Annotated in this window: 25 protein-coding genes; 20 read left to right on the forward strand and 5 right to left on the reverse strand. The window is 57.0% G+C overall.

Translation table 11 applies throughout. The annotated features are described in order from the left end of the window. Nucleotides 1-42: 42 nt before the first annotated feature. Together AAH446_RS09075 and AAH446_RS09080 are read right to left on the reverse strand one after the other, a co-directional pair. Nucleotides 43-642, reverse strand: a complete 600-nt coding sequence (locus AAH446_RS09075) for a fimbrial protein (RefSeq protein ID WP_342906394.1) — start codon at nt 640-642, stop codon at nt 43-45. Between the two features lie 1,169 nt (nt 643-1,811). Continuing rightward, complete coding sequence (locus AAH446_RS09080) at nt 1,812-2,744, reverse strand: formate/nitrite transporter family protein (protein ID WP_463322796.1); 933 nt, start codon at nt 2,742-2,744, stop codon at nt 1,812-1,814. Nucleotides 2,745-2,992: 248 nt separating this feature from the next. On the opposite strand from AAH446_RS09080, the gene ccmA reads away from it, so the two are divergent. The 10 genes from ccmA to mlaA are packed head-to-tail and all read left to right on the forward strand — an operon-like array spanning nt 2,993 to nt 10,757. Next, entirely contained in the window at nt 2,993-3,610 is a 618-nt protein-coding gene (ccmA, locus tag AAH446_RS09085) for a cytochrome c biogenesis heme-transporting ATPase CcmA (RefSeq protein ID WP_342906749.1), read from the forward strand. After that, nucleotides 3,610-4,269 (forward strand): heme exporter protein CcmB, encoded by a 660-nt coding sequence (gene ccmB, locus AAH446_RS09090; RefSeq protein WP_342906395.1) that lies wholly within the window; start codon nt 3,610-3,612, stop codon nt 4,267-4,269. Before ccmA ends, ccmB begins: the two co-directional genes overlap by 1 nt. 57 nt (nt 4,270-4,326) lie before the next feature. Beyond that, entirely contained in the window at nt 4,327-5,070 is a 744-nt protein-coding gene (locus AAH446_RS09095) for a heme ABC transporter permease (RefSeq protein ID WP_342906396.1), read from the forward strand. Further along, nucleotides 5,067-5,300: a heme exporter protein CcmD gene (ccmD, locus tag AAH446_RS09100; protein WP_342906397.1), complete on the forward strand. Its 234-nt coding sequence runs from the start codon at nt 5,067-5,069 to the stop codon at nt 5,298-5,300. Before AAH446_RS09095 ends, ccmD begins: the two co-directional genes overlap by 4 nt. Continuing rightward, on the forward strand, nt 5,297-5,788 hold the full coding sequence (ccmE, locus tag AAH446_RS09105) for a cytochrome c maturation protein CcmE (RefSeq protein WP_342906398.1): 492 nt from the start codon (nt 5,297-5,299) through the stop codon (nt 5,786-5,788). The genes ccmD and ccmE overlap by 4 nt, the downstream gene beginning before the upstream one ends. Beyond that, nucleotides 5,785-7,740 carry a heme lyase CcmF/NrfE family subunit gene (locus AAH446_RS09110; RefSeq protein ID WP_342906750.1) on the forward strand — a complete coding sequence of 652 codons (1,956 nt, stop codon included), beginning with the start codon at nt 5,785-5,787 and terminating at the stop codon, nt 7,738-7,740. Before ccmE ends, AAH446_RS09110 begins: the two co-directional genes overlap by 4 nt. Next, a complete protein-coding gene (locus AAH446_RS09115; RefSeq protein ID WP_342906399.1) occupies nt 7,737-8,294 on the forward strand; it encodes a DsbE family thiol:disulfide interchange protein in 558 nt (185 codons plus the stop codon). The genes AAH446_RS09110 and AAH446_RS09115 overlap by 4 nt, the downstream gene beginning before the upstream one ends. Beyond that, nucleotides 8,291-8,752 carry a cytochrome c-type biogenesis protein gene (locus AAH446_RS09120; RefSeq protein ID WP_342906400.1) on the forward strand — a complete coding sequence of 154 codons (462 nt, stop codon included), beginning with the start codon at nt 8,291-8,293 and terminating at the stop codon, nt 8,750-8,752. Before AAH446_RS09115 ends, AAH446_RS09120 begins: the two co-directional genes overlap by 4 nt. After that, nucleotides 8,749-9,960: a c-type cytochrome biogenesis protein CcmI gene (ccmI, locus tag AAH446_RS09125; RefSeq protein WP_342906401.1), complete on the forward strand. Its 1,212-nt coding sequence runs from the start codon at nt 8,749-8,751 to the stop codon at nt 9,958-9,960. Before AAH446_RS09120 ends, ccmI begins: the two co-directional genes overlap by 4 nt. Nucleotides 9,961-9,995: 35 nt before the next feature. Then, the gene (mlaA, locus tag AAH446_RS09130) at nt 9,996-10,757 is read left to right on the forward strand and encodes a phospholipid-binding lipoprotein MlaA (protein WP_342906402.1); all 762 of its coding nucleotides are present in this window, start codon (nt 9,996-9,998) and stop codon (nt 10,755-10,757) included. Nucleotides 10,758-10,888: 131 nt separating this feature from the next. On the opposite strand, the gene fadL is transcribed toward mlaA, so the two are convergent. Further along, nucleotides 10,889-12,172 carry a long-chain fatty acid transporter FadL gene (gene fadL / locus AAH446_RS09135; RefSeq protein WP_342906403.1) on the reverse strand — a complete coding sequence of 428 codons (1,284 nt, stop codon included), beginning with the start codon at nt 12,170-12,172 and terminating at the stop codon, nt 10,889-10,891. Nucleotides 12,173-12,544: 372 nt separating this feature from the next. Here fadL and AAH446_RS09140 point away from each other — a divergent pair, with 372 nt between their 5' ends. From AAH446_RS09140 to sixA, 4 genes are all read left to right on the forward strand, one after another. Next, nucleotides 12,545-12,841 (forward strand): YfcZ/YiiS family protein, encoded by a 297-nt coding sequence (locus tag AAH446_RS09140; protein WP_342906404.1) that lies wholly within the window; start codon nt 12,545-12,547, stop codon nt 12,839-12,841. 160 nt (nt 12,842-13,001) lie between these two features. Continuing rightward, a complete protein-coding gene (fadI, locus tag AAH446_RS09145; protein WP_342906405.1) occupies nt 13,002-14,312 on the forward strand; it encodes an acetyl-CoA C-acyltransferase FadI in 1,311 nt (436 codons plus the stop codon). Next, nucleotides 14,312-16,429 (forward strand): fatty acid oxidation complex subunit alpha FadJ, encoded by a 2,118-nt coding sequence (fadJ, locus tag AAH446_RS09150; RefSeq protein ID WP_342906406.1) that lies wholly within the window; start codon nt 14,312-14,314, stop codon nt 16,427-16,429. The genes fadI and fadJ overlap by 1 nt, the downstream gene beginning before the upstream one ends. A gap of 211 nt (nt 16,430-16,640) precedes the next feature. Next, nucleotides 16,641-17,123, forward strand: a complete 483-nt coding sequence (gene sixA, locus AAH446_RS09155; protein ID WP_342906407.1) for a phosphohistidine phosphatase SixA — start codon at nt 16,641-16,643, stop codon at nt 17,121-17,123. A 57-nt stretch (nt 17,124-17,180) separates the two neighbouring features. Here the strand turns inward: sixA and smrB are convergent, their stop codons facing one another. Continuing rightward, complete coding sequence (gene smrB, locus AAH446_RS09160) at nt 17,181-17,732, reverse strand: endonuclease SmrB (protein WP_342906408.1); 552 nt, start codon at nt 17,730-17,732, stop codon at nt 17,181-17,183. Between the two features lie 184 nt (nt 17,733-17,916). On the opposite strand from smrB, the gene prmB reads away from it, so the two are divergent. The 6 genes from prmB to AAH446_RS09190 all read left to right on the forward strand — a co-directional run bounded on the left by prmB (nt 17,917) and on the right by AAH446_RS09190 (nt 22,619). Then, nucleotides 17,917-18,849 (forward strand): 50S ribosomal protein L3 N(5)-glutamine methyltransferase, encoded by a 933-nt coding sequence (gene prmB, locus AAH446_RS09165; protein WP_342906409.1) that lies wholly within the window; start codon nt 17,917-17,919, stop codon nt 18,847-18,849. Between the two features lie 88 nt (nt 18,850-18,937). After that, a complete protein-coding gene (aroC, locus tag AAH446_RS09170; protein WP_342906410.1) occupies nt 18,938-20,023 on the forward strand; it encodes a chorismate synthase in 1,086 nt (361 codons plus the stop codon). A gap of 4 nt (nt 20,024-20,027) precedes the next feature. Next, the gene (gene mepA, locus AAH446_RS09175) at nt 20,028-20,852 is read left to right on the forward strand and encodes a penicillin-insensitive murein endopeptidase (RefSeq protein ID WP_342906411.1); all 825 of its coding nucleotides are present in this window, start codon (nt 20,028-20,030) and stop codon (nt 20,850-20,852) included. Nucleotides 20,853-20,861: 9 nt separating this feature from the next. Continuing rightward, nucleotides 20,862-21,665 (forward strand): sulfite exporter TauE/SafE family protein, encoded by an 804-nt coding sequence (locus AAH446_RS09180; RefSeq protein ID WP_342906412.1) that lies wholly within the window; start codon nt 20,862-20,864, stop codon nt 21,663-21,665. A 99-nt stretch (nt 21,666-21,764) separates the two neighbouring features. Then, nucleotides 21,765-22,310 carry an elongation factor P hydroxylase gene (locus AAH446_RS09185; RefSeq protein WP_342906413.1) on the forward strand — a complete coding sequence of 182 codons (546 nt, stop codon included), beginning with the start codon at nt 21,765-21,767 and terminating at the stop codon, nt 22,308-22,310. 27 nt (nt 22,311-22,337) lie between these two features. Then, nucleotides 22,338-22,619 carry a YfcL family protein gene (locus AAH446_RS09190; RefSeq protein ID WP_024965217.1) on the forward strand — a complete coding sequence of 94 codons (282 nt, stop codon included), beginning with the start codon at nt 22,338-22,340 and terminating at the stop codon, nt 22,617-22,619. A gap of 63 nt (nt 22,620-22,682) precedes the next feature. Here the strand turns inward: AAH446_RS09190 and mnmC are convergent, their stop codons facing one another. Continuing rightward, entirely contained in the window at nt 22,683-24,683 is a 2,001-nt protein-coding gene (gene mnmC / locus AAH446_RS09195) for a bifunctional tRNA (5-methylaminomethyl-2-thiouridine)(34)-methyltransferase MnmC2/FAD-dependent 5-carboxymethylaminomethyl-2-thiouridine(34) oxidoreductase MnmC1 (protein WP_342906414.1), read from the reverse strand. Between the last annotated feature and the right edge of the window lie 116 nt (nt 24,684-24,799).

Below are 24,799 nucleotides of genomic sequence, written 5' to 3' on the forward strand. Positions count from 1 at the left end.
ATTTAATGACATCCTTGTCTGTTAATATTCCTGAATGAATGCTTACTCGTAGGTAAAGGTATAAGTGGCGGTGGTCACTACTGAGCCTGGCGTGACTGTCGCGCCGCCGTAGTTGTAATAATTGGCGTAGTAGTTAAGGGCACCGGCGGGTGAAGTGTCATAAGCGGTACCGTCGGAGGATGACGTTTTCAGACCAGTATCAAGCGCCTGGTTCAGCGCGATCAACTGACTGCCATCGCTGGTGAGGCCGATGCCGACGCCGCTGGCGGTGCCGGTACTGTTTTTCAGGTAAGTGTTATCATCAGAAACGTTGCCGCCTGAGAACGTCACTTTCAGGGTTTGCGCCGCATTACTGCTGCTGTTGAAACCGGCGCAGCCATCAACATTCAGCGTAAATTGTTTGGCGTTGGTGCTGATTACGCCTACGCTGTTGCCCATGTCGCTACGGGTAACCGGGTTCAAATCCACCGCAAAATCGCTACCGCTGTTGGTGGTGACGTTACAGGTCGCGTCTGTTACTGAACCGTAAAAAGTGATGGTCCCGCCGCCAACATCTGCAGTGGTGGTTGCGGCGAAAGCTGCATTGCAGGCCGTTAACAGAAAAATACCTGCGGTAATACCATTTAAAGCTGTTTTATTCATGTCTCTTATAATCCTTTATTTGCTAACACGTTAAATGAGAATTGTTTTTCTGACCTTAAGTGTTGCTTATTATGATGGCAGGAATTAATTTCCTTATTCGTATCTGTTACGTGAGGCAATAACAGAGAGCCTTAGTGAGGTTGAGGTATTCTTTCTTCATTTTTTTCAAAGCGTTTAACTTCTTTAAAGTCATGAATGCCTGAATATAAATAATAAAGCGAGACTTCCAGGGTGGTAATAAAATTCAGGCTCCCGTTGAGGATTAATTTAACAAAAAGTGCGCATAATGAATATATGCCAGGCTGAATATAGATATATTCAAATGACCTGATGGGTTAAGAAATAGAGGGTGTCGACAATGATAATCTTTATTCTATTAACAGTTTCCTTATAATTAACGTAAAGGCAATTGTCAGATAAGATTAAATTTACAGTCGGGTACTTATCTTTACTTTGATGAGGGGGGGAATGCAAACAAGAGGGCACTTTTTACCAAAGCGATACGCGTTTTCGCACATTTAAGTATGATATTCGTAAGTGTGCGATATTGACCGGAGGTCGATTAACATCGAGAGGCACGATAAATGTGAGGTTTTAAGCGTTAAAACTGACGTCTTTAAGGTGATTTGTAAAGACATCAGACAGAGAAAACGCCCGTCATCCTGATAGTCACAGGTGACCCTACTTCTGCAGATTAGCCACAGGGTAAGAAGGCGCCTACAGATTGTGGTGCTCTACTAAAAAATCTGTTTCCTTTCGACTGAAAAAATCGTTTTGCCTTAGCGCTGAGAAATGCAAAGCGAGGCGGTGAAGAACCTTCATTTTTTATATGCTGACAAAGCACATAATGTGCGCCGGTGGGTGCCCTGAACGGGTTACTCCTGCGTTAATTGCGCTGAATCAAGATCTGCGGTTTTGCCTGCCACTACTGTAAAGCCACGTAAATCAAAGTGCATATTTTCAGACAGGAGCAGGACTATGTCACCGAAACTCTTTATCGGCTTTATTTTACTGGTCTGGCTAGGCTGGGTAGGCTTTGCCGGCTCATTTTACGTGCATACCTACGCGCTGTTCAGCTGAGTACCCTCCCGGTTACACAAGGCGACGAAAAGGCTGCCCGCAATAGCCTCTATGGGCAGCCTTTTTTACATACCGCACTATCAAGTCGCTCAGCCTTCCACCGACTTCTCTTTTTTCAGCCGCTCTTTCTCCTTTTCCTTCGCTTTTGCCTTCGCTTCCGCTTTGGCTTTCGTGCTCATATCATTACGGATCTGGGCGTGACTGATTAAGGCGAAGATAAATGTCCCGCCAATGATATTGCCCGCGAGGGTGGGTAGGGCGAACGGCCAGAAAAATTCGTGCCAGCTGATGATGCCCCTAAAGACCAGGTAGAGGATCTCGACCGAGCCGACCACGATATGCGTCAAATCACCGACCGCTACCAGCCAGGTCATCAGAACAATCACCCAGATTTTTGCCGCGCCAGAAGAAGGAAACATCCAGACCATAGTGGCGATAATCCAGCCGGATATGATGGCGTTCGCAAACATCGCTGCCGGAGGCTTTTCCATCACCTTTTCGCTGATGGTCACGAAGGCTTCCTGCGTGGCAGCATCAAAGATTGGCATATGCGTAAAGGCAAGAGAAGCCATAGCTGTGCCAATAAGGTTACCCAGCAGTACCAGCCCCCAAAGACGAAACAGCAGCAAAAAATTGCTACCGGTAGGCTTGTGCATGATCGGCAGCACGGCGGTCACGGTATTTTCGGTAAACAGCTGCTGCCTTGCCATGATGACAATAATAAAGCCAAAGGTATAACCCAGGTTTTCCAGTAAAAAAGCGCCGGGTACGCCGTCAAGGTGCGCAAGTAATATGCCCTTGGCCATCAGTGAGGCGCCCATAGAAAGTCCGGCAGCTATCGCGGAAAAAAGCAGCGCCATAGCATCACGTTCTAATTCCTTCTCGCCATCCTGGCGGATATGCTCATGGATGGCCGCGGCACGCGAAGGAAGAACCTCCTCATCAACTTCAATCTCCTCTCCCTGTTCGCTCTCTTCACTTTCTACTTCTTCCTTTTCTTCTTTATTATTAATTTCGCTCACGATTTCGTCCTTTTCCCAGTTGGTAATATCACCCTTAAAGCGTAGCGGGTTTCCGCTTTTACGGAGTGTCCGCTGCTTTCAGAATAAAAGTAACAAAGCTTTAACGAGACGGTTTTTTTCACCGAATCATTGATCTTAACGGGCATAATGCTGGCCGGCAAACGCGTTACCCGACGCCATCGGGCTGCGAAGAGATGATTCCCTGTGGTACTATTTCACCCATCATTAACAAGCGCGACCTTAAGCAGATGCTGGTAGTTAACAATCTGAGCTGCGTCCGTGACGAGCGCATTCTCTTCAGCGATCTCAGTTTTACCGTTTCACCCGGTGATATTGTGCAGATCGAAGGGGCTAACGGAGCGGGTAAAACATCGCTGTTACGTATTCTCTCCGGGCTGAGTCGCGCAGAGCAGGGGGAGGTAAGCTGGCATGCTCAACCCATTCGCCAGCAGCGGGAGCGTTATCAGTCAGACCTGCTCTATCTCGGGCATCAGCCGGGGGTGAAGGCTGTGCTGAGTGCCCTTGAAAACCTGCATTTCTATCACCCGACGCATGCCACCGACGCGCTTTTCCAGGCGCTGGAAGAGGTGGACCTGATGGGATATGAGGACGTGGCGGTAGCGCAGCTTTCGGCGGGCCAGCAGCGTCGCGTGGCGCTGGCCCGGCTGTGGCTGAGTCAATCTCCACTCTGGATCCTTGATGAACCCCTTACCGCTATTGATCTTTCAGGCGTGGAAAAGCTGATGAAACTATTCTCCCGCCATGCGCAGCAGGGTGGGTCAGTCATACTGACAACGCATCAGCCGCTGCCAGCCTCACCGAGCCGGATTCGAAAGCTTCGTCTTACCGCGTCGGAGGGAGGCTGATGTTCTGGCGGGTCCTTAAACGCGAACTGCGCATCGCCTTCAGAAGTCGCTCGGAAATTATTAATCCGCTGTGGTTTTTTCTGATCGTCATAACGCTTTTCCCGCTGGGCATCGGCCCGGAACCTCTGCTGCTGGCCCGGATTGCGCCTGGCGTCGTCTGGGTTGCGGCGCTGCTCTCTTCGCTACTGGCGCTTGAGCGGCTGTTCCGTGACGACTTTCTCGATGGGTCGCTGGAGCAGCTGCTGCTATTGCCCACGCCTTTACCGCTGACGGTTCTGGGGAAAGTGGCCGCTCACTGGGTGATTACCGGCCTGCCGCTGCTTTTACTCTCTCCTCTGGCGGCGCTGCTGCTGTCGCTGGATATGAATGGCTGGCGCGCCGTCGCGCTGACGCTGCTGCTCGGTACGCCGACGCTCAGTTTCCTCGGGGCGATTGGCGTTGGATTAACCGTGGGGCTGCGCCGCGGCGGCGTGCTGCTGAGCCTGCTGGTGCTGCCGCTGGCCGTGCCGGTACTGATCTTTGCCAGCGCGGCGATTGAGGCGGCGGGACAGGGCCTGCCGATTGATGGCTATCTTGCCATCCTCGGGGCGATGCTGGCAGGCAGCGCGACGCTGGCACCTTTCGCCACGGCGGCGGCACTGCGGATCAGCGTGCACTAATAAAATAATCTTTAACGGACAACGGACGTTTTCTCTTTTACTGTGAGCAAAATAACAATGTGGAAATGGTTACACCAGATGGCCAGGCCTGACCGGCTTTACCGGTTATGTGGCCGCCTGCTGCCCTGGTTTGCAATATCCGGCGTTGCGACGCTTTCTCTTGGCTGGATTTGGGGCTTTGGGTTTGCACCCGCCGACTATCAGCAGGGCGACAGTTACCGCATCATCTATATACATGTTCCTGCGGCAATGTGGTCGATGGGCATTTACGCCTCAATGGCGATTGCGGCCTTTATCGGTCTGGTCTGGCAGTGGAAAATGGCAGATTTAGCCGCCGCCGCGATGGCGCCCGTCGGCGCGGTCTTTACCTTTATCGCGCTGGTGACCGGCGCAGCCTGGGGTAAGCCGATGTGGGGAACCTGGTGGATTTGGGACGCCCGGCTCACCTCTGAACTGGTTCTGCTGTTTCTCTATATGGGCACTATCGCCCTCTATAACGCCTTTGACGACCGGCGGATGGCGGGCAGGGCGGCGGGCATACTGATCCTTGTCGGCGTGGTCAATCTGCCGATCATTCACTATTCGGTACAGTGGTGGAATACGCTGCATCAGGGCTCCTCCGGTATGCTTCAGCAGGCTATCGCCCCCAGCATGCGCACCCCGCTGCGCTGGTCGATCCTCGGCTATCTTCTGGTCTTTATCTCCCTGACGCTGATGCGGCTACGCAATCTGCTGCTCTTTACCGAGCGTAATCGTCCCTGGGTAGCTGAAGTTGTTGCCAGGGGAGGACGTGACTCATGACATCCGCATTCGCTTCATGGCCGGCATTCTTCGCAATGGGAGGCTACGCCTTTTACGTCTGGCTGGCGGTGGCCTGCACCCTGATTTCGCTGGGCGGGCTGGTGACACACACGCTGATACAGCGAGGCCGGCTAATGACAGAGATCCGCCAGCGTCGGGCGAGGGAGCGCCGCATACGTGCGGCAAAAAGTAAAAAAGCCGTCGGTGAAGTAACAGGAGAACAGCAGTGAATAGCCGTCGTAAAAAACGTCTCATCGTGGCGATTGCGATAGTGGCTGGCCTCGGTCTGGCCACCTCGCTGGTGATGTACGCACTGCGTGCCAACATCGACCTTTTCTATACGCCGGGTGAAATCATCAATGGCAAAGGGGAAAACCATGCAAAACCGGAGCCGGGCCAGCGTCTGCGCGTGGGGGGCATGGTAATGCCGGGCAGCGTCAGGCGCGACCCGAATACGCTTCAGGTTTCCTTTAAGCTTTACGATCTTAACGGCGTGGTGAGCGTCACCTATCAGGGCATTCTTCCCGACCTGTTCCGTGAAGGGCAGGGCGTCGTGGCTCAGGGCGTGCTGGAAACACGTAACCTGATCCATGCGAAGGAAGTGCTGGCCAAACATGACGAAAAATATACGCCGCCCGAGATTGAGGATGCGATGAAAACAAATCATAAGGAAGAGGGGACGGCATGGCCGGACGCCTCGCGGAGAGATCGGTCATGATGCCGGAGATTGGCAGCTTTCTGCTCTGCCTGGGCCTGGCGATTTCGCTGCTGTTAAGCGTTTATCCGCTGTGGGGTGCCAGGCGTCAGGATGCGCGGTTAATGGGGCTGGCTCGTCCGCTCAGCTATGCCCTGTTTGGCTCAATTGCTGGCGCATTCGCTCTGCTGGTTCATGCTTTTATCGTCAATGATTTCAGCGTGGCCTATGTGGCCGCGAACTCCAATACGCTGCTGCCGGTTTATTATCGCGTCGCCGCCACGTGGGGGGCGCATGAAGGTTCACTGCTGCTCTGGCTGCTGCTGCTGAGCACCTGGACGCTGGCCGTCGCGCTGTTCAGCCGCAGGATGCCGGCAGATGCCATTGCCCGCGTGCTGGCGGTGATGGGGATGATTAACCTCGGCTTCCTGCTGTTTATTACGCTGACGTCTAATCCCTTTACCCGCACGCTGCCCGGTTTCCCGATCGAGGGCAGCGATCTCAACCCGATGCTGCAGGATATCGGACTGATCTTCCACCCGCCGCTGCTCTATATGGGCTACGTGGGCTTTTCGGTCGCCTTTGCATTCGCGATCGCTTCCCTGATGGCCGGACGGCTGGATACGGCCTGGGCGCGCTGGTCGCGCCCCTGGACGACCGCCGCCTGGGTTTTCCTGACTATCGGCATCGTTCTCGGCTCCGCCTGGGCCTACTACGAGCTGGGCTGGGGCGGCTGGTGGTTCTGGGACCCGGTTGAGAATGCTTCCCTTATGCCCTGGCTGGCCGGAACCGCGCTGATCCACTCGCTGGCGGTGACCGAAAAACGCGGCAGCTTTAAGGCGTGGACCGTCCTGCTGGCGATCGCTGCCTTTTCGCTCAGTCTGTTAGGCACCTTTCTGGTCCGTTCCGGGGTGCTGGTTTCCGTGCATGCGTTTGCTTCCGATCCTGCTCGCGGCATGTTTATTCTCGCCTTTTTGGTGATCGTTATCGGCAGTTCGTTACTGCTCTACGCTATCAAAGGCGGCAAAATTCGCAGCCGGGTACAGAATGAAGTCTGGTCGCGCGAATCTTTTCTGCTCGGTAATAACGTTCTGCTGATTGCCGCCATGCTGGTGGTGCTGCTGGGAACGCTGCTGCCGCTGGTGCATAAGCAGCTGGGCCTGGGCAGTATCTCCATCGGCGAGCCTTTCTTTAATACGCTCTTCACCTGGCTGATGGCGCCGCTGGCGCTGATGTTAGGCGTGGGGCCGCTGGTACGCTGGCGGCGCGACGAGCCGCAGAAGCTATGGAAGCGCCTGGCGCTGGCGCTGGCTGGCACCCTGATCCTGTCGGTGAGCCTGCCGTGGCTGATGCAGGATCGCATTGAAGCGATGGCCGTTGTGGGCCTGCTGATGGCAATCTGGGTGATCTTCCTCACCCTGATGGAGCTGCACGAGCGCGCGACGCATCGCCACGGCTTTTTTACCGGGCTGAAGCACCTCTCCCGCAGCCACTGGGGTATGGTGCTGGGCCATCTCGGCGTGGCGGTCACCGTTATCGGTATCGCTTTCAGCCAGAATTACAGCGTTGAGCGTGACGTACGCATGCGGGCTGGCGATACGCTCGATATTCATAATTATCACTTCACCTTCCGGGACGTGCAGAATCTTCAGGGCCCGAACTTTGCCGGGGCCATCGGTATCATTGACGTTACCCGTAACGGCAAACATGAAGCGACGCTGCACGCCGAAAAGCGCTATTACAGCGTGGCGCACACCATGATGACCGAGGCGGCCATTGACGGCGGCATCAGCCGCGATCTTTACGCTGCGCTGGGCGAAGAGCTGGACAATAACGCCTGGGCCGTGCGGATTTACTATAAGCCTTTCGTTCGCTGGATCTGGTTTGGCGGCCTGTTTATGGCGCTTGGCGGCATCTTCTGCCTGCTCGATCCACGTTACCGTTCACGCAAAAAAGCGCACAGGGAGCTGGCATGAACAAGAAAATACTCTATATCCCGCTGGTGCTTTTCCTGCTGCTGGCGGCCGCGCTGATGTGGCAGCTGACGCGTAACGCGCACGGCGAGGATCCAACGCTGCTGGAGTCCGCGTTAATCGGCAAGCCGGTGCCCGTTTTCAGGCTGGAGTCGCTTGAGCAGCCAGGGAAAATCTACGATCGCAGCGTGCTGGTGAGCGGTAAACCGATTTTGCTTAACGTCTGGGCGACCTGGTGCCCGACCTGCCGGGCGGAGCATCAGTATCTGAATACGCTGGCGACGGAAGGAATACGTGTGGTGGGGCTGAACTATAAGGACGATCGCAGTAAGGCGATCGGCTGGCTGAACACGCTGGGTAATCCTTATGCCCTGAGTCTTTATGATGGTAACGGCATGCTGGGGCTGGATCTGGGCGTTTATGGCGCACCGGAAACCTTCCTGATTGATGGCCATGGGATCATTCGCTATCGCCACGCGGGTGACATGAATAATGAGGTCTGGAACCGGGAAGTGAAGCCGCTATGGGAAAAATACAGCAGGGAGGCTGGGGTATGACTCGCCTTATTATCATGCTGATTGCGCTGATGAGCTTCAGCGTACTGGCGGATAACATTGATACCTGGCACTTTACTTCCGCCGAACGTGAGCAGCAGTATCGCCATTTAACGCAGTCGCTGCGCTGCCCGAAGTGTCAGAACAACAGCATTGCGGACTCCAACTCAATGATTGCCGCCGATATGCGCCTGAAGGTGTATGAACTGCTGCAGGCCGGCCAGACTCCGGATCAGGTAAAGCACTACATGGTGGCGCGCTATGGCAACTTCGTGACCTATGAACCGCCGGTCATGGCCTCGACGCTGATCCTGTGGGCCGGTCCTGCGCTGTTTGTCATTGTTGGCGCGCTGGTTATTATCCTCAGAAGCCGCCGCCGTCAGCTTACCGTTGCCACACTGGACGATGACGAGCAACAGCGTTTAGCGGTGCTGCTTAAAAATGACGGGAAACAATCATGAGCGGTTTCTGGTTAATCCTGCTGGCGCTGCTTATTGCAGTCAGTGGACTGCTGCTGATCGCTGGCGGACGCGGGCAGCGTCCGGTGGCGGAAGATCGGGATGCGCTCAACACCGCTTTTTATCATCAGCGCCTGCGGGAGCTTGAGGACGATGAAGCGCAGGGCGTAGTCGGCGAACGGCCTGAGATGATCCGCGAACTCCAGCAGACGCTGCTGATGGATATCCCCCCTGAGGCGAAAACTGAGGAGCGCAGCGTGGGGCGCTGGGTGCTGATCCCCGGCGTGATAATACTGTTTGTCGTCAGTCTCGGGTTCTATTTCAAGACCGGCGGCTATGATGAGGTCGTGAGCTGGCAACAGACGGCCAGCGAGCTTCCGGCTCTGCGCGCGCAGGTGATGGATCCCGGTGCAAAGCCGCTGTCGATGGAACAGTTAGCGCGTCTGGGACTGGGCCTGCGCACTTCACTGCAACAGGATCCGGATAACCTTAACGACTGGCTGATGTTGGGGCGGGTCGGTATGGTGCTCAACAACGGCGAGACCGCCACTCAGGCCTTCCGGCACGCCTTACAGCTTGCGCCCGACAACGATGAGGTGCAGCTGAGCTATGCGGACGTCATGTCCCGCTCTCAGGATCCTGAAGATGTGCGTGAAGCTGGCGTGATGCTGAATGAAATGAAGCAGCGGGAGAGCGGCAACTTGCGCATACTTAGCCTGCTGGCTTTTAATGCTTATGCGCAGCAGCATTACGCTCAGGCCGCCGGGGTGTGGCAACAAATGTTACTGCTGCTACCCGCAGACGATCGCCGCCGCGAAATGATTCAACGCAGTATCGCTCAGGCTGAGGCCAAAACCGGTAAGGTAAACGGTCAGCTGGCGTTAACGATTACGCTCGTCCCGACGGCCGAAAAAATGTTACAAAACGGCGGAGTGTTGTATATTTCCGTTTCCGATGGTGTTTCTCCCGTCCCGATGGCGGTGAAAAAGATGCCGTTGAGCCATTTTCCACTGTCGCTGACGCTGGATGACAGCAATGCCATGATGCCCGGGCGTTTACTCTCCGCCCAGCATCAGGTACAGGTTCGGGTACGTATCTCACGTGATGGCAGCGCCACTCCGCAGTCCGGAGACTGGTTTGGCACCAGCGCGGTCACGCCTTTTGACGGACAACAGCAGCTGGCCGTTGAGATCGATCGTCAGCAGCCTTAGCGGCGGCACTCTATTTTGACTACAGGGAGACAGCTATGAGCTACCGTGTCACCGGCATCGCGCTGGCAAGCGTATTATTAGTGGGTTGTGCCAGTTCGAATACGGCGGATCGACCGCAGGAACGGTCGGATCCGTTCGAAGGATTCAACCGGACCATGTTTAATTTCAACTATAACGTGCTGGATCCTTACGTCGTCCGGCCGGTAGCCGTTGCGTGGCGTGATTATGTCCCGGCGCCGGCGCGTACCGGTCTGGGGAACTTCCTCAGCAACCTCGATGAGCCTTCGACCATGGTGAACTACTTTATCGAAGGCAAACCCTATAAAGCGATGATTCACTTCAACCGCTTTTTCCTGAATACCCTGCTTGGCATGGGCGGTTTTATTGATGTCGCCACCATGGCGAACCCCAAGCTGGCGAAGGAAGAGCCGCGCGAGTTCGGCAGCACGCTGGGCCACTATGGCGTGGGCTACGGTCCTTACGTTGAGGTGCCGGGTTATGGCGGTTTTACGCCACGAGAGGATATCGGGGGGCTGGTAGACAACCTTTATATCCCGCTTAGCTGGCTGACCTGGTGGATGTCCGCCGGCAAATGGGCGGTGGAAGGGGTGGAAACCCGTGCACAGCTGCTGGATTCCGACGCCATTTTGCGTAATACCCGCGATCCTTACGCGTTCGCACGCGCAGCCTACTTCCAGCGTCACGATTTCCTTGCCAGCGATGGCAAGCTGGTTCCGCAGGAGAATCCGAATGCGTCAGCGATTCAGGGCGATCTTGATGAGATTGACGCCAACTGAGATTGAGAAAGGCCTGATGGGATAGCGTAGAAAAGCCTGTCGTCAGACAGGCTCCAGCGGGCTCAGAAGGTTAAAGTGCAGAGAGTGTTGCCCGGAAAAAAAGCCTGTCGTCAGACAGGCTTTTTTTGTACTCAGAACTTGTAGTTAAAGTTAGCGCCGTAAAGCCAGGCTTTGCCGGAAGAGTTGAAGGTGTAATCGCCTTCTTTCACCGTGACGCTCTGGCCATGCATCCAGGCAATACCGACGTCAACGGAAGCATCCTCGTTAAAGGCATAGGATGTGCCGGCGCTCAGCCAGAAGCGATCCTGATCGGGAATGGAGATAGACCGTTTGTCGGCAGGCACCGGGCTGTCATCAAAGGCGATGCCGGTGCGGAAGGTCCAGTTCTGATCGTAGAAGTAAGAAGTTCCCAGCGCGATACGATAGGCATCCTTAAAGCCTTCTTCTTTCTCAAAAAGCGTCTGGCCGCCGGTGCCTGTCGCTTTCAGCTCCTGGAACTGGCTCCAGCTGGTATAGGCCATGCTGTAGTGGACCGCCCACTGTGGCGCCACCTTATGGTAGCCGGAGACTTCCCACATCTCAGGAAGGTTCAGCGTCAGCGAGCCCGGGATGGTGCTGCCGCTGGTGCCGTAAGGCAGGCCAAGATTCAGCGCCTGGTTAACCGGATTGAAGGCGCCCGGGATATTGCTCTTATAATCGCCGTCAAAGTCGATTTTCACTTCAGAGCGGTAGGTAAAGCCAAAGCGGTTGTTTTCATCCACCTCATAAAGGATCCCAGCGTTCCAGCCGTAGCCCCATTCGTCCCCTTTCAGGTGCGCAACCTGCGTATCTCTTGCCAGCCCCAGTGCCGGGCCAGATTCACCCGCATAACGTTCGATTTTCGCTCTTGCATAAACGGCGTCAAAACCCACGCCGAAGGTGAAATGCTCGTTAAGGCGGTAAGCGGTGCTTAAATTCAGGTTAGCGGTTTCCAGATCCGTTTTACCGGCATATAAGCCTGCGGTGTAGTCATTATTAAACTCGGTGGCCAGTCCATAGTTGGAGGTTACGGAGGCGCCTACCCACCACTGATCGTTCAGCGGCTGCACATAATGAATATTAGGCACCCAGGCGGTTGGCGCGATATTGCTTGCGTGCAGGCTCTGACCGCTCGGGCTGTCACCGTCAATATGGACATCGGGATTAATAAATACGGCCCCGATGGAAAACATTGGGCGATCCATCAGCGCCATGGTGGCCGGGTTGCGGCTGGCGGAGGCTGCCGTATCCCCCATGGCTCCCTCACCGGAATAGGCGCGGCCCAGACCGATGGAGGAAAACTCATTCAGTTGAAAACCGGCTGCGTAAACGTTGGAAGAGATAAGTGCCACTGCTGCTGCGATCGCAGACTTTGCAAACAGGGATTTATGGTTCATGACCACAACCTCATTAATCTGATTTTTATTAAACTCTGTTACATAAAGTAACGAGGGGTCGCGAATTGTAGGGGCTGAAATACGGCTAACAAATCAGACCAGTGGCCCCAGTATAGGTCCGACCACTGCGTGTGTTGCAATATTGTTTTAGGAATATTTTCATTTTGATCCATAAAAAGCGATCTGCTTAACAAAAAGATGACATATGCCAAAGCGGCGGAATAAGCCGGGTTGTTACAGATCAATATTAAGCGTGATTCTCGTCACTTAATGCATCGCCGTCTCAAGATGACCGGACAAGAAAGCGAGGTAGGGGTAAACTCTCTGTACGCTTTTTCTTTGTCGCCCGGGTGCGGCTAACTGGAGATCCTTATGACTCACGCCATTAATAAATGCAGTGCCAATGAGACCGCTGCCTGCTGCTGTGTGGATGTCGGCACTATTATGGATAATAGCGACTGTACGGCAAGCTGGAGCCAGCTTTATGCCACCCGCGACGAAGCGGAAGCGATGCTGGCGACGCTGACCGGTAAGGCCCGCCAGGTAGAATCCGAGCCCTGCGTGATTCAGAGTGAGCTGACTGAACAGCCGGATGGCGTTCGTCTTGAAGCCAGCTTCACCTTCAGCTGCCAGGCTGAAACGATGATTTTTCAGCTCGGCCTGCGCTGAGTCCTGTCTGAGAGGGAGCGGGGCCGCCCGCTTCCGGTAAAAGCGTGTCTTCTCTCGCATTTTCCTTCCGATCCTGATGCACATTGTAAAATAGTTGTTAATCTTAGAGGTCAGACCTCTTTGGCAATGAAGCCGGTTTCCTCTTTTACAGGTGACAAGCATGAGCAAAGCCTCACCCTTGCTGACGCGTCAGGGCGAACGTATTGCAATAACCCACGGGCTGCGGACCCCTTTTGCCCGCCAGGCGACCGCGCTGCACGGTATTCCCGCGGTTGAACTTGGCCGGATGGTGGTCAGCGAGCTGCTGGCCCGCAGCGATATTCCGCCCGATCTCATTGAGCAGCTGGTATTTGGTCAGGTGGTTCAGATGCCTGAAGCGCCCAACATTGCCCGCGAAATCGTTCTCGGCAGCGGCCTGAGCGTCCATACCGACGCCTGGAGCGTCAGTCGCGCCTGCGCCACCAGCTTTCAGGCGGTGGCTAACGTGGCAGAAAGCCTGATGGTCGGGCATATTCAGGCGGGCATCGCGGGCGGGGCAGACTCCTCGTCGGTGCTGCCGATAGGCGTCAGCAAAAAGCTGGGCCGCGTGCTGGTGGATCTCAGCAAAGCCAGAAGCTTTTCACAGAAAATGAAGCTGTTCAGTCAGCTTCGTCCACGGGATTTACTGCCCGTGCCGCCCGCCGTGGCGGAATACTCTACCGGGCTGCGCATGGGCGATACGGCTGAACAGATGGCAAAAAGCCACGATATCAGCCGTGAACGACAGGATGCGCTGGCCCACCGTTCTCATCAGAAGGCGGCTAAAGCTTGGGAGGAGGGCAAGCTGGCGGGCGAGGTGATGACGGCGTTTGTGCCGCCGTGGCGTGCGCCTTTTGAACGGGACAACAATGTCCGGGCTAACTCCTCTCTCGCCGACTACACCAAACTCCGTCCCGCTTTTGACCGGCGACACGGCAGCGTAACCGCAGCGAACAGCACTCCGCTGACCGACGGTGCAGCCGCGGTGATCCTGATGACCGAATCCCGCGCCCGTTCGCTCGGCATTACGCCGCTCGGCTATTTACGCAGCTATGCCTTCACCGCCATCGATGTTCGCCACGATATGCTGCTGGGGCCCTCATGGGCTTCGCCGCTGGCTCTCGATCGGGCCGGGATCACGCTTCAGGATCTGACGCTGATTGATATGCATGAAGCCTTTGCCGCCCAGACGCTGGCGAACCTGAAAATGTTTGCCGATGAGCGGTTTGCCCGTGAGGTACTGCACCGGCCCCACGCGCTGGGTGAGGTGGATGAAGAAAAATTTAACGTACTGGGTGGCTCCATCGCCTATGGCCATCCCTTTGCCGCTACCGGCGCGAGGATGATTACGCAGACCCTGAACGAACTACGGCGTCGCGGTGGTGGTCTGGGGCTGGTGACAGCCTGTGCGGCAGGCGGACTGGGTGCTGCGATGGTTCTGGAGGCTGAATAATGGAGACGCAATCTGCATTTACCCTGGCGATGCGCACCGATAACGTGGGCGTGATTACGCTGGATGTCCCAGGGGAAAAGATGAACACGCTTAAGGCGGCTTTTGCCGGACAAATTCGCGAGGTCATCGCCCAGGCAAGGCAAAACACTGGCCTGGCCGGACTGGTGCTGATCTCCGGCAAACCCGACTCCTTTATCGCCGGGGCGGATATTTCGATGATCGCAGGCTGTGAAACCGCAAAAGATGCGGAAGCGCTGGCGCTGGAAGGGCAGAAAGTGATGGCGGAAATCGCCGCGCTGCCGCTGCCCGTGGTGGCGGCGATCCACGGCCCCTGCCTGGGCGGCGGGCTGGAACTGGCACTGGCCTGCAATCAGCGGGTCTGCTCGCTGGATGATAAAACCCGGCTTGGGCTGCCGGAGGTGCAGCTGGGTTTGCTGCCGGGATCGGGCGGCACCCAGCGGCTGCCTGAGCTTGTCGGCGCGTCGGGCGCGCTGGATATGATGCTGACCGGCAAAACGCTGCGGCCCAGGCAGGCGCTGAAATTGGGGCTGGTGGATGACGCCGTGCCGCAATCGATTCTGCTGGAGACGGCGGTAAAAATGGTGCTGAAGGGACGCAAACTTAAAAAAACGCTGTCGCTGCGCGATCGTCTGCTGAACGGGCCGGCGGGCAGGGCGCTGCTGTTTAAGCTGGCGGAGAGGCAGGCGCAGGCCAAAACGCGCGGTAACTATCCTGCCGTCGGAAAAATCCTGAGCGTGGTGCGTACGGGACTGCAACAGGGCAGAAGCAGCGGCTATGCCGCCGAGGCGAAAGCCTTTGGTCAGCTGGTGATGACGCCGGAATCGGCCGCGTTGAGAAGCCTCTTTTTTGCCACCACGGAAATGAAAAAAGAGACGGGCGCGGCGGCGGAACCGCGTGAACTGAGCAAAATTGGCGTGCTGGGTGGTGGGTTAATGGGCGGAGGCATCGCCTGTGTCACCGCAACGCGCGGCAAGCTGCCGGTGCGAATAAAGGATGTGACCACCGAAGGGATTAACCATGCGATGAAATACAGTTGGGATCTGCTGAGCAAGCAGGTGAAGCGGCGGCGCCTGTCGCCTGCTGAACGACAGCAGCAGATGGCGCTGATTACCGGCACCACCGACTATCAGGGATTTCAGCATCGCGATGTGGTGATTGAGGCCGTGTTCGAAAAGCTTTCTCTTAAGCAGCAGATGGTGGCGGAGGTGGAAGCCAGCACCTCGCCGCAGACCATTTTTGCCTCCAACACTTCGTCGCTACCTATCAGCGATATTGCGGCAAATGCGCAGCGTCCTGAGAAAGTTATCGGTCTGCATTTCTTCAGCCCGGTCGATAAGATGCCGCTGGTCGAGGTGATCCCGCACGCGGGCACTGATGCTGAAACCATCGCCACAACGGTTGCGCTGGCGAAAAAACAGGGTAAAACGCCGATAGTAGTCGCCGATCGGGCCGGCTTTTACGTAAACCGCATCCTGGCACCTTATATTAATGAAGCGATGCGCTGCCTGCTGGACGGAGAGCCAATCGATGAGATCGATGAAGCCCTGGTGCAGTTTGGTTTTCCGGTAGGCCCGGTTCAGCTACTGGACGAAGTGGGCATTGACGTCGGTACGCATATTTTACCCGTGCTGGAGCAGGCGTGGGGCGAGCGCTTCCGGGCGCCGGAGGCGTTAAGCGCCGTATTAAACGATAACCGTAAAGGGCGCAAAAATGGCCGGGGCTTCTATCTGTATGGTGACAGGCGTCCGGGGCGGAAAAAACGGGTCGACCAGGCAATCTACACGCTGCTGAATGTGACGCCAAAGTCGCACCTGAGCCGGGAAAATATTGCGCAACGATGCGTAATGCTGATGCTGAACGAGGCGGTCAGAACGCTTGATGAAGGGGTGATCCGCTGCGCCCGCGATGGTGATATCGGCGCGGTGTTCGGCATCGGCTTTCCGCCGTTCCTGGGCGGCCCGTTCCGCTATATGGATCATCTCGGACTGGCGCAGGTCGTCGCGCTGTCAGAGCGGTTAATGCATACTCACGGAGAGCGTTTTGCGCCCTGCGAGCGCCTCAGGCAGATGGCGCAGGCGGGAGAACACTTTTATTAACAGGCGTTTTGGTGAATAGCCATGCCGATTCAGGGGGTTAGATTTTACGTCAGCGGAAAGGGCGGCTGGCCGCATTCCGTAAAGCGCTCATTTAGTAAACAATCGGTTGACTTGTCTTCCGGCATTAGGGTAAAACACAGCGTTCATTCGCAGAATGAAGAGTCGGTGAACGCGGTTTTCCGGCGTTAATGTTTAACAACAGCGGTGCATTATGCAAGTTTTCATTATGCGTCACGGCGATGCGGCATTGGATGCGGCTAGTGATTCGGTACGACCCCTGACTCATTGTGGCTGCGATGAGTCCCGCCAGATGGCGGACTGGCTCAACGGACAGACGGTGGATATTGAACGTGTGCTGGTCAGCCCCTATTTACGCGCTGAACAGACGTTGCTCACAGTGCGTGAAGGGCTTAACCTGCCTGAACAGCAGGAGGTGCTGCCGGAGCTGACGCCGGGTGGCGATCCGGCACTGGTTGCCGCCTATCTCCAGGTGCTGGCAAAAGAGGGCGTGAAGGCCGTACTGGTCATCTCCCATCTGCCGCTGGTGGGCTATCTGGTTTCTGAACTCTGCCCGCAGGAAGCGCCGCCGATGTTTGCCACCTCCGCCATCGCCTGCATCGCTTATGATGCCGGAAGCAGCAGCGGCAAGCTGGAATGGCAGGTCAGTCCCGCCAAACTTGCCAGGGCCATTTAAAGCCTCCCGGGCCGGCTTTTGCCGGCCCGCACTTCTTTCAGGCTTTGCCCCTCCTTTTTAAGGCAGTTCGGGCGGAAGCCACTCCTCTATCTCGATCAGCACCAGCAGGGCAGCGTCTCCGCCAAACAGCTTCGGCGCCTGATGAAAGGCCATCACCATCGGGTGCTGGGCCAGCCAGAGCGGCGTCTGCTGTTTCAGCACATGCTTGCCGTGGCCGTGCATCACGCTGGCGCAAAAAATATGTTCGCGGCGGCAGGCGGCAATCAGCGCGCCCAGCTCCTCCTTGGCCTGCTTTTGCGTCAGGCCGTGAAGATCCAGAAATATCTCCGGCGTATAATCTCCCCGGCGCAGTTTTTTCAGCTCGTAGTGGCTGACGTCGCTGCGGACATAACGCACCGGCCCCTCTTCCGCCAGCAGCGGCTGGAACTCATCTGAAAAATAGTGGCTGTTATCCATCTGCTCGGAAAGCAGACGTTTTTGAGGCACTTCTGACGTTTTTTTGCGCTGCGGCTTGTGGACAATGGTGTCCTGAGCCAGCTTACGGGTGCCGCTCATCAGCCCGCGAAACAGCGCCTGGTCTTCCGGGCTGAGATTCTGTTTTTTACTCATCTGATTATCTTTATTCCGCTCTTTCCGGCGCGCAACGGCTCGGTGCCGCTTAAATTTTTTCCAGTTTACCCTGACTTTCGCTGATGAAAAACAAATGTCAGCTTTTTCACGCCGCTGCGCTGAATTTAGCGGCGCTTCATGGCAAACTAGCTGCCGAGTTTCAGCAAGGCCTGTGGAGGGCACATTGGACAAAATTTTCGTTGATGAGGCAGTCAGTGAGCTGCATACCATTCAGGATATGCTGCGCTGGTCGGTCAGCCGCTTTTCCGCCGCCGGACTCTGGTACGGCCACGGCACCGATAACCCCTGGGATGAGGCCGTACAGCTGGTGCTTCCCTCGCTCTATCTGCCGCTGGATATTCCGGAAGATATGCGCAATGCCCGCCTGACCTCCAGCGAACGCCACCGCATTGTCGAGCGCGTAATCCGCCGTATCAACGAACGTATTCCGGTTGCCTACCTGACCCATAAAGCCTGGTTCTGCGGCCATGAGTTCTACGTTGATGAGCGTGTGCTGGTGCCTCGCTCACCGATTGGGGAGCTTATTAACGAACGTTTTGCCGGTCTGCTGCCCCATGAACCCAGCTACATTCTTGATATGTGTACCGGCAGCGGCTGCATCGCCATCGCCTGTGCCTATGCGTTCCCGGAAGCCGAGGTGGATGCCGTCGATATCTCCACCGACGCGCTGGCGGTAACCGAACAGAACATTGAGGCTCACGGACTTCAGCATAACGTCACGCCAATCCGCGCCGATCTGTTCCGCGAACTGCCGAAAACGCCTTACGATTTGATTGTCACCAATCCCCCTTACGTTGACGGCGACGATATGGACGACCTGCCTGACGAATATCGCCACGAGCCGGAGCTGGGCCTGGCGGCGGGCAGCGACGGGCTGAAGCTGGCGCGCCGGATCCTGGCTAACGCGCCGGACTATCTGAGCGAAGAGGGCGTGCTGATTTGTGAAGTGGGTAACAGCATGGTGCATATGATCGATCAGTACCCTGACGTGCCCTTTACCTGGCTGGAGTTCGCCAACGGCGGCGACGGCGTATTTATGCTGACCCGTCAGCAGATTGTTGACGCACAGCACCATTTCAGCATTTATAAAGATTAAGAACCTTTTCAGGGCGCAATGCCTGCCGCCGGCCCGCTCGCCGGTGCGGCAGGGAGAGCGCCTTTTACAGAATCACTCAGGAGTTCAGATGGCTGGTAATACGATTGGGCAGGTCTTTCGCGTCACGACATTTGGGGAATCCCACGGCGTGGCGCTTGGCTGTATTGTTGACGGCGTGCCGCCCGGTATTCCGCTGACCGAGGCCGATCTTCAGCGCGATCTGGATCGCCGCCGTCCCGGCACCTCACGCTATACCACCCAGCGTCGTGAGCCCGATCGGGTGAAAATTCTCTCCGGCGTGTTTGAGGGCGTCACCACGGGAACCAGCATCGGCCTGCTGATTGAAAATACCGATCAGCGCTCCCAGGATTACGGCGAGATCAAAGATGTGTTCCGCCCCGGCCACGCTGACTATACCTATGAGCAGAAATATGGCGTGCGTGATTACCGCGGCGGCGGGCGTTCCTCCGCCCGGGAAACCGCCATGCGCGTCGCTGCCGGTGCGATCGCCAAAAAATATCTGGAAATGAAACACGGCATAAAAGTCCGCGGCTACCTGGCGCAGATTGGCGACGTTGCCTGCGAGCTGAAAGCGTGGGATCAGGTCGAGCAAAATCCGTTCTTTTGCCCCGATCCCGATAAAATCCCGGCGCTGGATGAGCTGATGCGCGCGCTGAAAAAAGAGGGCGACTCCATCGGCGCAAAAGTGGCGGTAATGGCGGAAAACGTGCCGGTTGGCCTCGGCGAGCCGGTATTTGACCGGCTTGATGCTGACCTGGCCCATGCGCTGATGAGCATTAATGCGGTCAAAGGGGTGGAAATCGGTGACGGTTTTGCGGTGGTTAACCAGCGCGGCAGCGAGCACCGTGATGAGATCCGGGCTGACGGCTTCCAGAGCAATCACGCGGGCGGCATCCTTGGCGGCATCAGCAGCGGTCAGCCGATTCTGGCCACCATCGCGATGAAGCCGACCTCAAGCATTACCGTGCCGGGCAAAACCCTCAACCGCTTTGGCGAAGAGGTGGAGATGATCACCAAAGGGCGGCACGATCCCTGCGTGGGCATTCGCGCGGTGCCGATCGCGGAAGCGATGATGGCTATCGTGCTGATGGATCACCTGCTGCGTCACCGCGCTCAGAACGCTGACGTAAACACGGCTATTCCTCGCTGGTAACCTAATGAAAAAAGTCTGTACGCTCCTCTGCGCGCTGCTGGTCAGCGCGGCTTCGCTGGCTGCCACGCCCTGGCAGTCGATTCAACGACCCGTCAGTGGCGATCCGCAGTCGATTGGCGCCTTTTCTAACGGCTGTATTATCGGCGCGCAGGCGCTGCCGCTGGAAGCGCCCGGCTATCAGGTAATGCGCCAGGATCAGCGCCGCTACTTTGGCCATCCCGATCTGATTCTGTTTATTCAGCGTCTCAGCACCCAGGTGCATAACCTGCAGCTGGGCGAGGTGATGATTGGCGATATGGGCATGCCTGCGGGTGGGCGCTTCAGCAGCGGTCACGCCAGCCATCAGTCGGGACTGGATGTCGATATCTGGCTCCAGCTGCCGAAAACCCGCTGGACGTCTCAGATGCTGCTGAAGCCTCAGCCGCTCTATCTGGTTGCCGCCAGTGGAAAAAACGTGGTGGCGCGTCACTGGCAGCCCGAGATCGACAGCCTGATTAAGCTGGCGGCGAAGGATGACGCCGTGACGCGGATCTTTGTGAATCCGGCGATCAAAAAGCAGCTTTGCGCCGATGCCGGTGCGGATCGTGACTGGCTGCGTAAGGTACGACCATGGTTTGGGCATCGGGCGCATATGCACGTGCGTCTGCGCTGTCCGGCAGGCAGCACTGAGTGTGAAGATCAGGCTCCGCCGCCGCCAGGAGATGGTTGTGGTGCCGAGCTGCAAAGCTGGTTTGCACCGCCGAAACCGGGCAGCGGCGCGCCGGTGAAGCGCGAGCCGCCGCCGCTTCCACCATCCTGTCAGGCATTACTGGATAAACACCTTCTTTAGGAAAACAAAATGGACTGGTTTGCCGTCAGCCCGCTGCTGGTCGGGCTGCTGTTTTTGGTCGCTATGCTGGCGGGCTTTATTGATTCCATCGCCGGTGGCGGTGGCCTGCTCACCGTCCCGGCGCTGATGTCTGCCGGGCTTTCGCCGGCCCAGGCGCTGGCGACCAACAAGGTGCAATCCGTTGGCGGTTCGTTCTCAGCCAGCCTCTATTTTGTCCGGCGAAAGGCGGTGGATCTGCGGGAGCAGAAGCTCAATATCGCGATGACCTTTATGGGGTCGGTGGCGGGAGCCATTCTGATCCAGCATATCCAGGCGGATCTGCTCAGGCAGGTGCTGCCGGTACTGCTGATCGCCATCGGGCTCTATTTTCTGCTGATGCCGAAAGTGGGCGAAGAAGATCGCCATCGCCGCCTGCACGGGCTTCCCTTTGCGCTGGTGGCGGGCGGCTGCGTCGGTTTTTACGACGGCTTTTTCGGCCCCGGTGCCGGCTCCTTCTACGCGCTGGCGTTTGTTACGCTCTGTGGCTACAACCTGGCGAAATCGACGGCCCATGCGAAGGTACTGAACTTCACCTCTAATCTCGGCGGGCTGCTCTTCTTTATGCTGGGGGGAAAGGTGGTCTGGGGCACCGGGCTGATCATGCTGGTCGGGGCCTTTTGCGGGGCGAGGCTGGGCGCGCGTATGGTGCTGAGCCGGGGACAGACGCTGGTCAGGCCGATGGTGGTCATCGTCTCGGCCATTATGAGCGCCAAACTGCTATGGGACAGTCACGGGGTGGAGATTGCGCTCTGGTTCCGGCACGTTTTCGCCTGATTTTTTGGACGTGACCTGTCATACGATGGTCAGCAAAAGTGGATACGCCGGGCGCTTAGTGTCACAATTGCGCGGATTTTATTTGGCAGAATAAGAACGATGAACTCTTCTCACCATTATTCTCAGCTGATTGATATTTTCGATCGCTGCTTTTTTCAAGATTTTCAGACCCGCCTTATTAAAGGCGACGATGAACCGATCTATCTTCCCGCTGATGAAGAGGTGGATTACCACCGCGTCATCTTCGCTCACGGCTACTACGCCAGCGCGCTGCATGAAATTTCCCACTGGTGTATTGCCGGTGCGGAACGCCGCAAGCAGGTTGATTTTGGCTACTGGTACTGTCCTGATGGCCGTGACGCCATCACGCAGAGCCAGTTCGAGTCGGTGGAGGTGAAGCCGCAGGCGCTGGAGTGGCTCTTTTGTGTTGCCGCAGGCTTTCCCTTCAACGTAAGTTGTGACAATCTCAGCGGGGATTGTGAGCCTGACCGCATCGCCTTTCAGCGAAAGGTCCATGCTCAGGTAATAGCCCACCTGGAACAGGGGATACCCGCCCGGCCTGCGCGCTTTATTGCAGAACTCTGCACTTTTTACTCAACGCCCCCGCTGACGCCAGCACAGTTTCCCTGGCCGGAAGATCTGTGATGAACGGGGGAAAAACGGAGCAACAATATGATCGATGAATTTGAAGCGCGAATCCTGGCACTGATTGACGATATGGTGGAGCATGCCAGCGACGACGAACTCTTTGCCAGCGGCTACCTGCGTGGACATCTCACGCTGGCGGTGGCGGAGATAGAGCAGTCGGGTGAACACACGCCTGAAGCGTTGCAGATTCAGGTACAGCGCAGCCTGCAAAACGCCATTCAGGCTGGAGAGCTCTCTCCCCGGGATCAGGCGCTGGTAATCGGTATGTGGGACAATCTCTTCCTTCAGGCGCGGCAGTCAGCCTGAAAACGCGGCGGGGCGTGCTCCGCCGCTGTTACGCTTTTCGCCCCTGGTCAGTCAGGCGGTACGCTAGTTGACCGCTTTCCCTTTCAGTAATCGTCTTACCCAGTAGCGGCTAGGATGCGTGGCCGCCAGCGTTTCACGATCCAGCGGCACCGGCTCACCGCACAGCCCGGCTGCCAGCACCTCCGCCGCCAGCGGCCCGCTGCATAAACCTCTGGAGCCCAGCGTTCCCAGCACAAACAGCCCCGGATGCACGGGCGCCTCTTCCGCCTGCGCCTGATTATCCCTCAGGCTGGTGTACTGTGACAGCGTGCGCTCATAATCGGGTAACGGGCCAAGCGTGGGCATATGGTCGCGGGTGGCGCAGCGTACGCCGCTGCGGGCTTCTCCTCCGCTGACGTCCACCTCGTTTGCCCACTCCGCGTCGGGCAGGCAGCGACGCAGCCTGTCGCGGTTTTCCTGCTGATCTTCTTCCCGGAAGAGGGCGGAGCGCTCACCGCGATGATAGCTGGCACCCAGACAGTGAGCCTGATTAACGGGGCTTGCAGGCGTCATATAGCCTTCATAGCAGAGAACCTGTTTTAACTGACTTAGCGCAGGCGTGGTCGGAACGTGGCTGACCTGTCCGCTGACGGGATAGGCGGGAAGCTTTTCGCTTTGTGCCAGGGTGGCGAGTTCGTGGCCGGTCGCCAGCACCACATTATCATGGACGGCCCCGGGCCGGTCGGAGAAGGCGAACGTCCAGCGCTTATCCTTGCGCGTCAGCGAGGTCAGGCGATGCAGCCAGTGCGTTCTTAGCCCCTGAGCTTCTGCCAGCCGGAAGAGGGCGGTGGTAAGCTCAGCCGGGGAAAGCCAGCCGCCAAGCGGATAGGTAATGCCCCCGCAGCCCGTCGTTACGCCGCAGAGCGCCTCTGCTTCCGCCTGGCCGACTTCACGGGCGATGCTCGCCGGCAGGCCCATCGCCACCATTTTAGCGATTTTCGCCGCGCTTTTTTCGTCCCAGCCCAGCTGCGTAACCCCGCACCACGCATGATCAAATTCCACATCCAGCTGGTCTAACAGGCGGCGGGCGAAGGTGAACGCCGTCGGAAAGAAGGTGGTCAGCGCCGGATCGTGCTGGTTGAGCAGCGGATAGAGCGCTCCCTGACGGTTGCCGGAGGCGTTGGCCGCAGGCTGGGCATCGGCACAGTAGAGCGTCACCCGTTTGCCGCGCCGCAGCAGCGCCAGCGAGAGCAGGGCGCTGGCGATACCGCCGCCGATAATCGCCACCTCATCGCCTTCTGCGGCCGGACGCGCATACCAGGGCGCCTGCGGTTTTGCATACACTGGCGCGTTCATCACGCCGCTGAGCATATGCCGCTTGGGGCCAAATCCGCTGCATTTCCCGACGGTAAAGCCAGCCTCATTCAGCCCACGACGGACAAAACCGGCGGCGGTAAAGGTCGCCAGCGTACAGCCCTGCCGCGCCATTTTCGCCATACAGGCAAAAAGTTCAGGCGTCCACATATCGGGATTTTTCGACGGGGCGAAACCGTCCAGGAACCAGGCGTCGATTTGCTGATTCAGGCTGTCATCAAAATCATTAATTAGCTGGTTAATATCCCCAAACCAGAGGTCAAGCGTAATGCGCCCGTCCGCCAGCAGCAGACGGTGGCAGCCGGGAAGGGCCACCGGCCACTGCGCCTGAAGCGCTGCCGCATAGCTGGCGAGTTCCGGCCACCGGGCATGCGCGCCGATCAAATCCTCCAGATTAAGCGGATATTTCTCACAGCTGATAAAATGTAAACGTTGTAACGTTGCCCCGGGCTGCTGCTGGCGGAAGCGATCGAATGCCTGCCAGAGCGCCAGAAAATTAAGACCTGTCCCAAAACCGGTCTCAGCGACGATAAAAAGATCGCGCCCATGGTCGGCAAAGCGCGCGGGGATTTGATTGCCGCCCAGGAAAACATGCCGCGTCTCCTCCAGGCCGCTTTCATCAGAGAAATAGACGTCGCCAAAGGCTCGGGATACAGGTGTAGCCTGTTCATTCCAGCTCAGTTCAGCATGCGTAATCGGGGAGGTTTTCACAGCAAATGCTCGGTTATCAGGCGGTGCAGGGATTGTAACGGTGTGAGCCAGAGCACGCAAATTTACAAAAGTATCCCGCTGATCGGACTTGTTCGGCGTACAACTGTAAGCTAAAG

The organism is Erwinia psychrophila, from assembly GCF_039023475.1.
GTDB lineage: Bacteria > Pseudomonadota > Gammaproteobacteria > Enterobacterales > Enterobacteriaceae > Erwinia.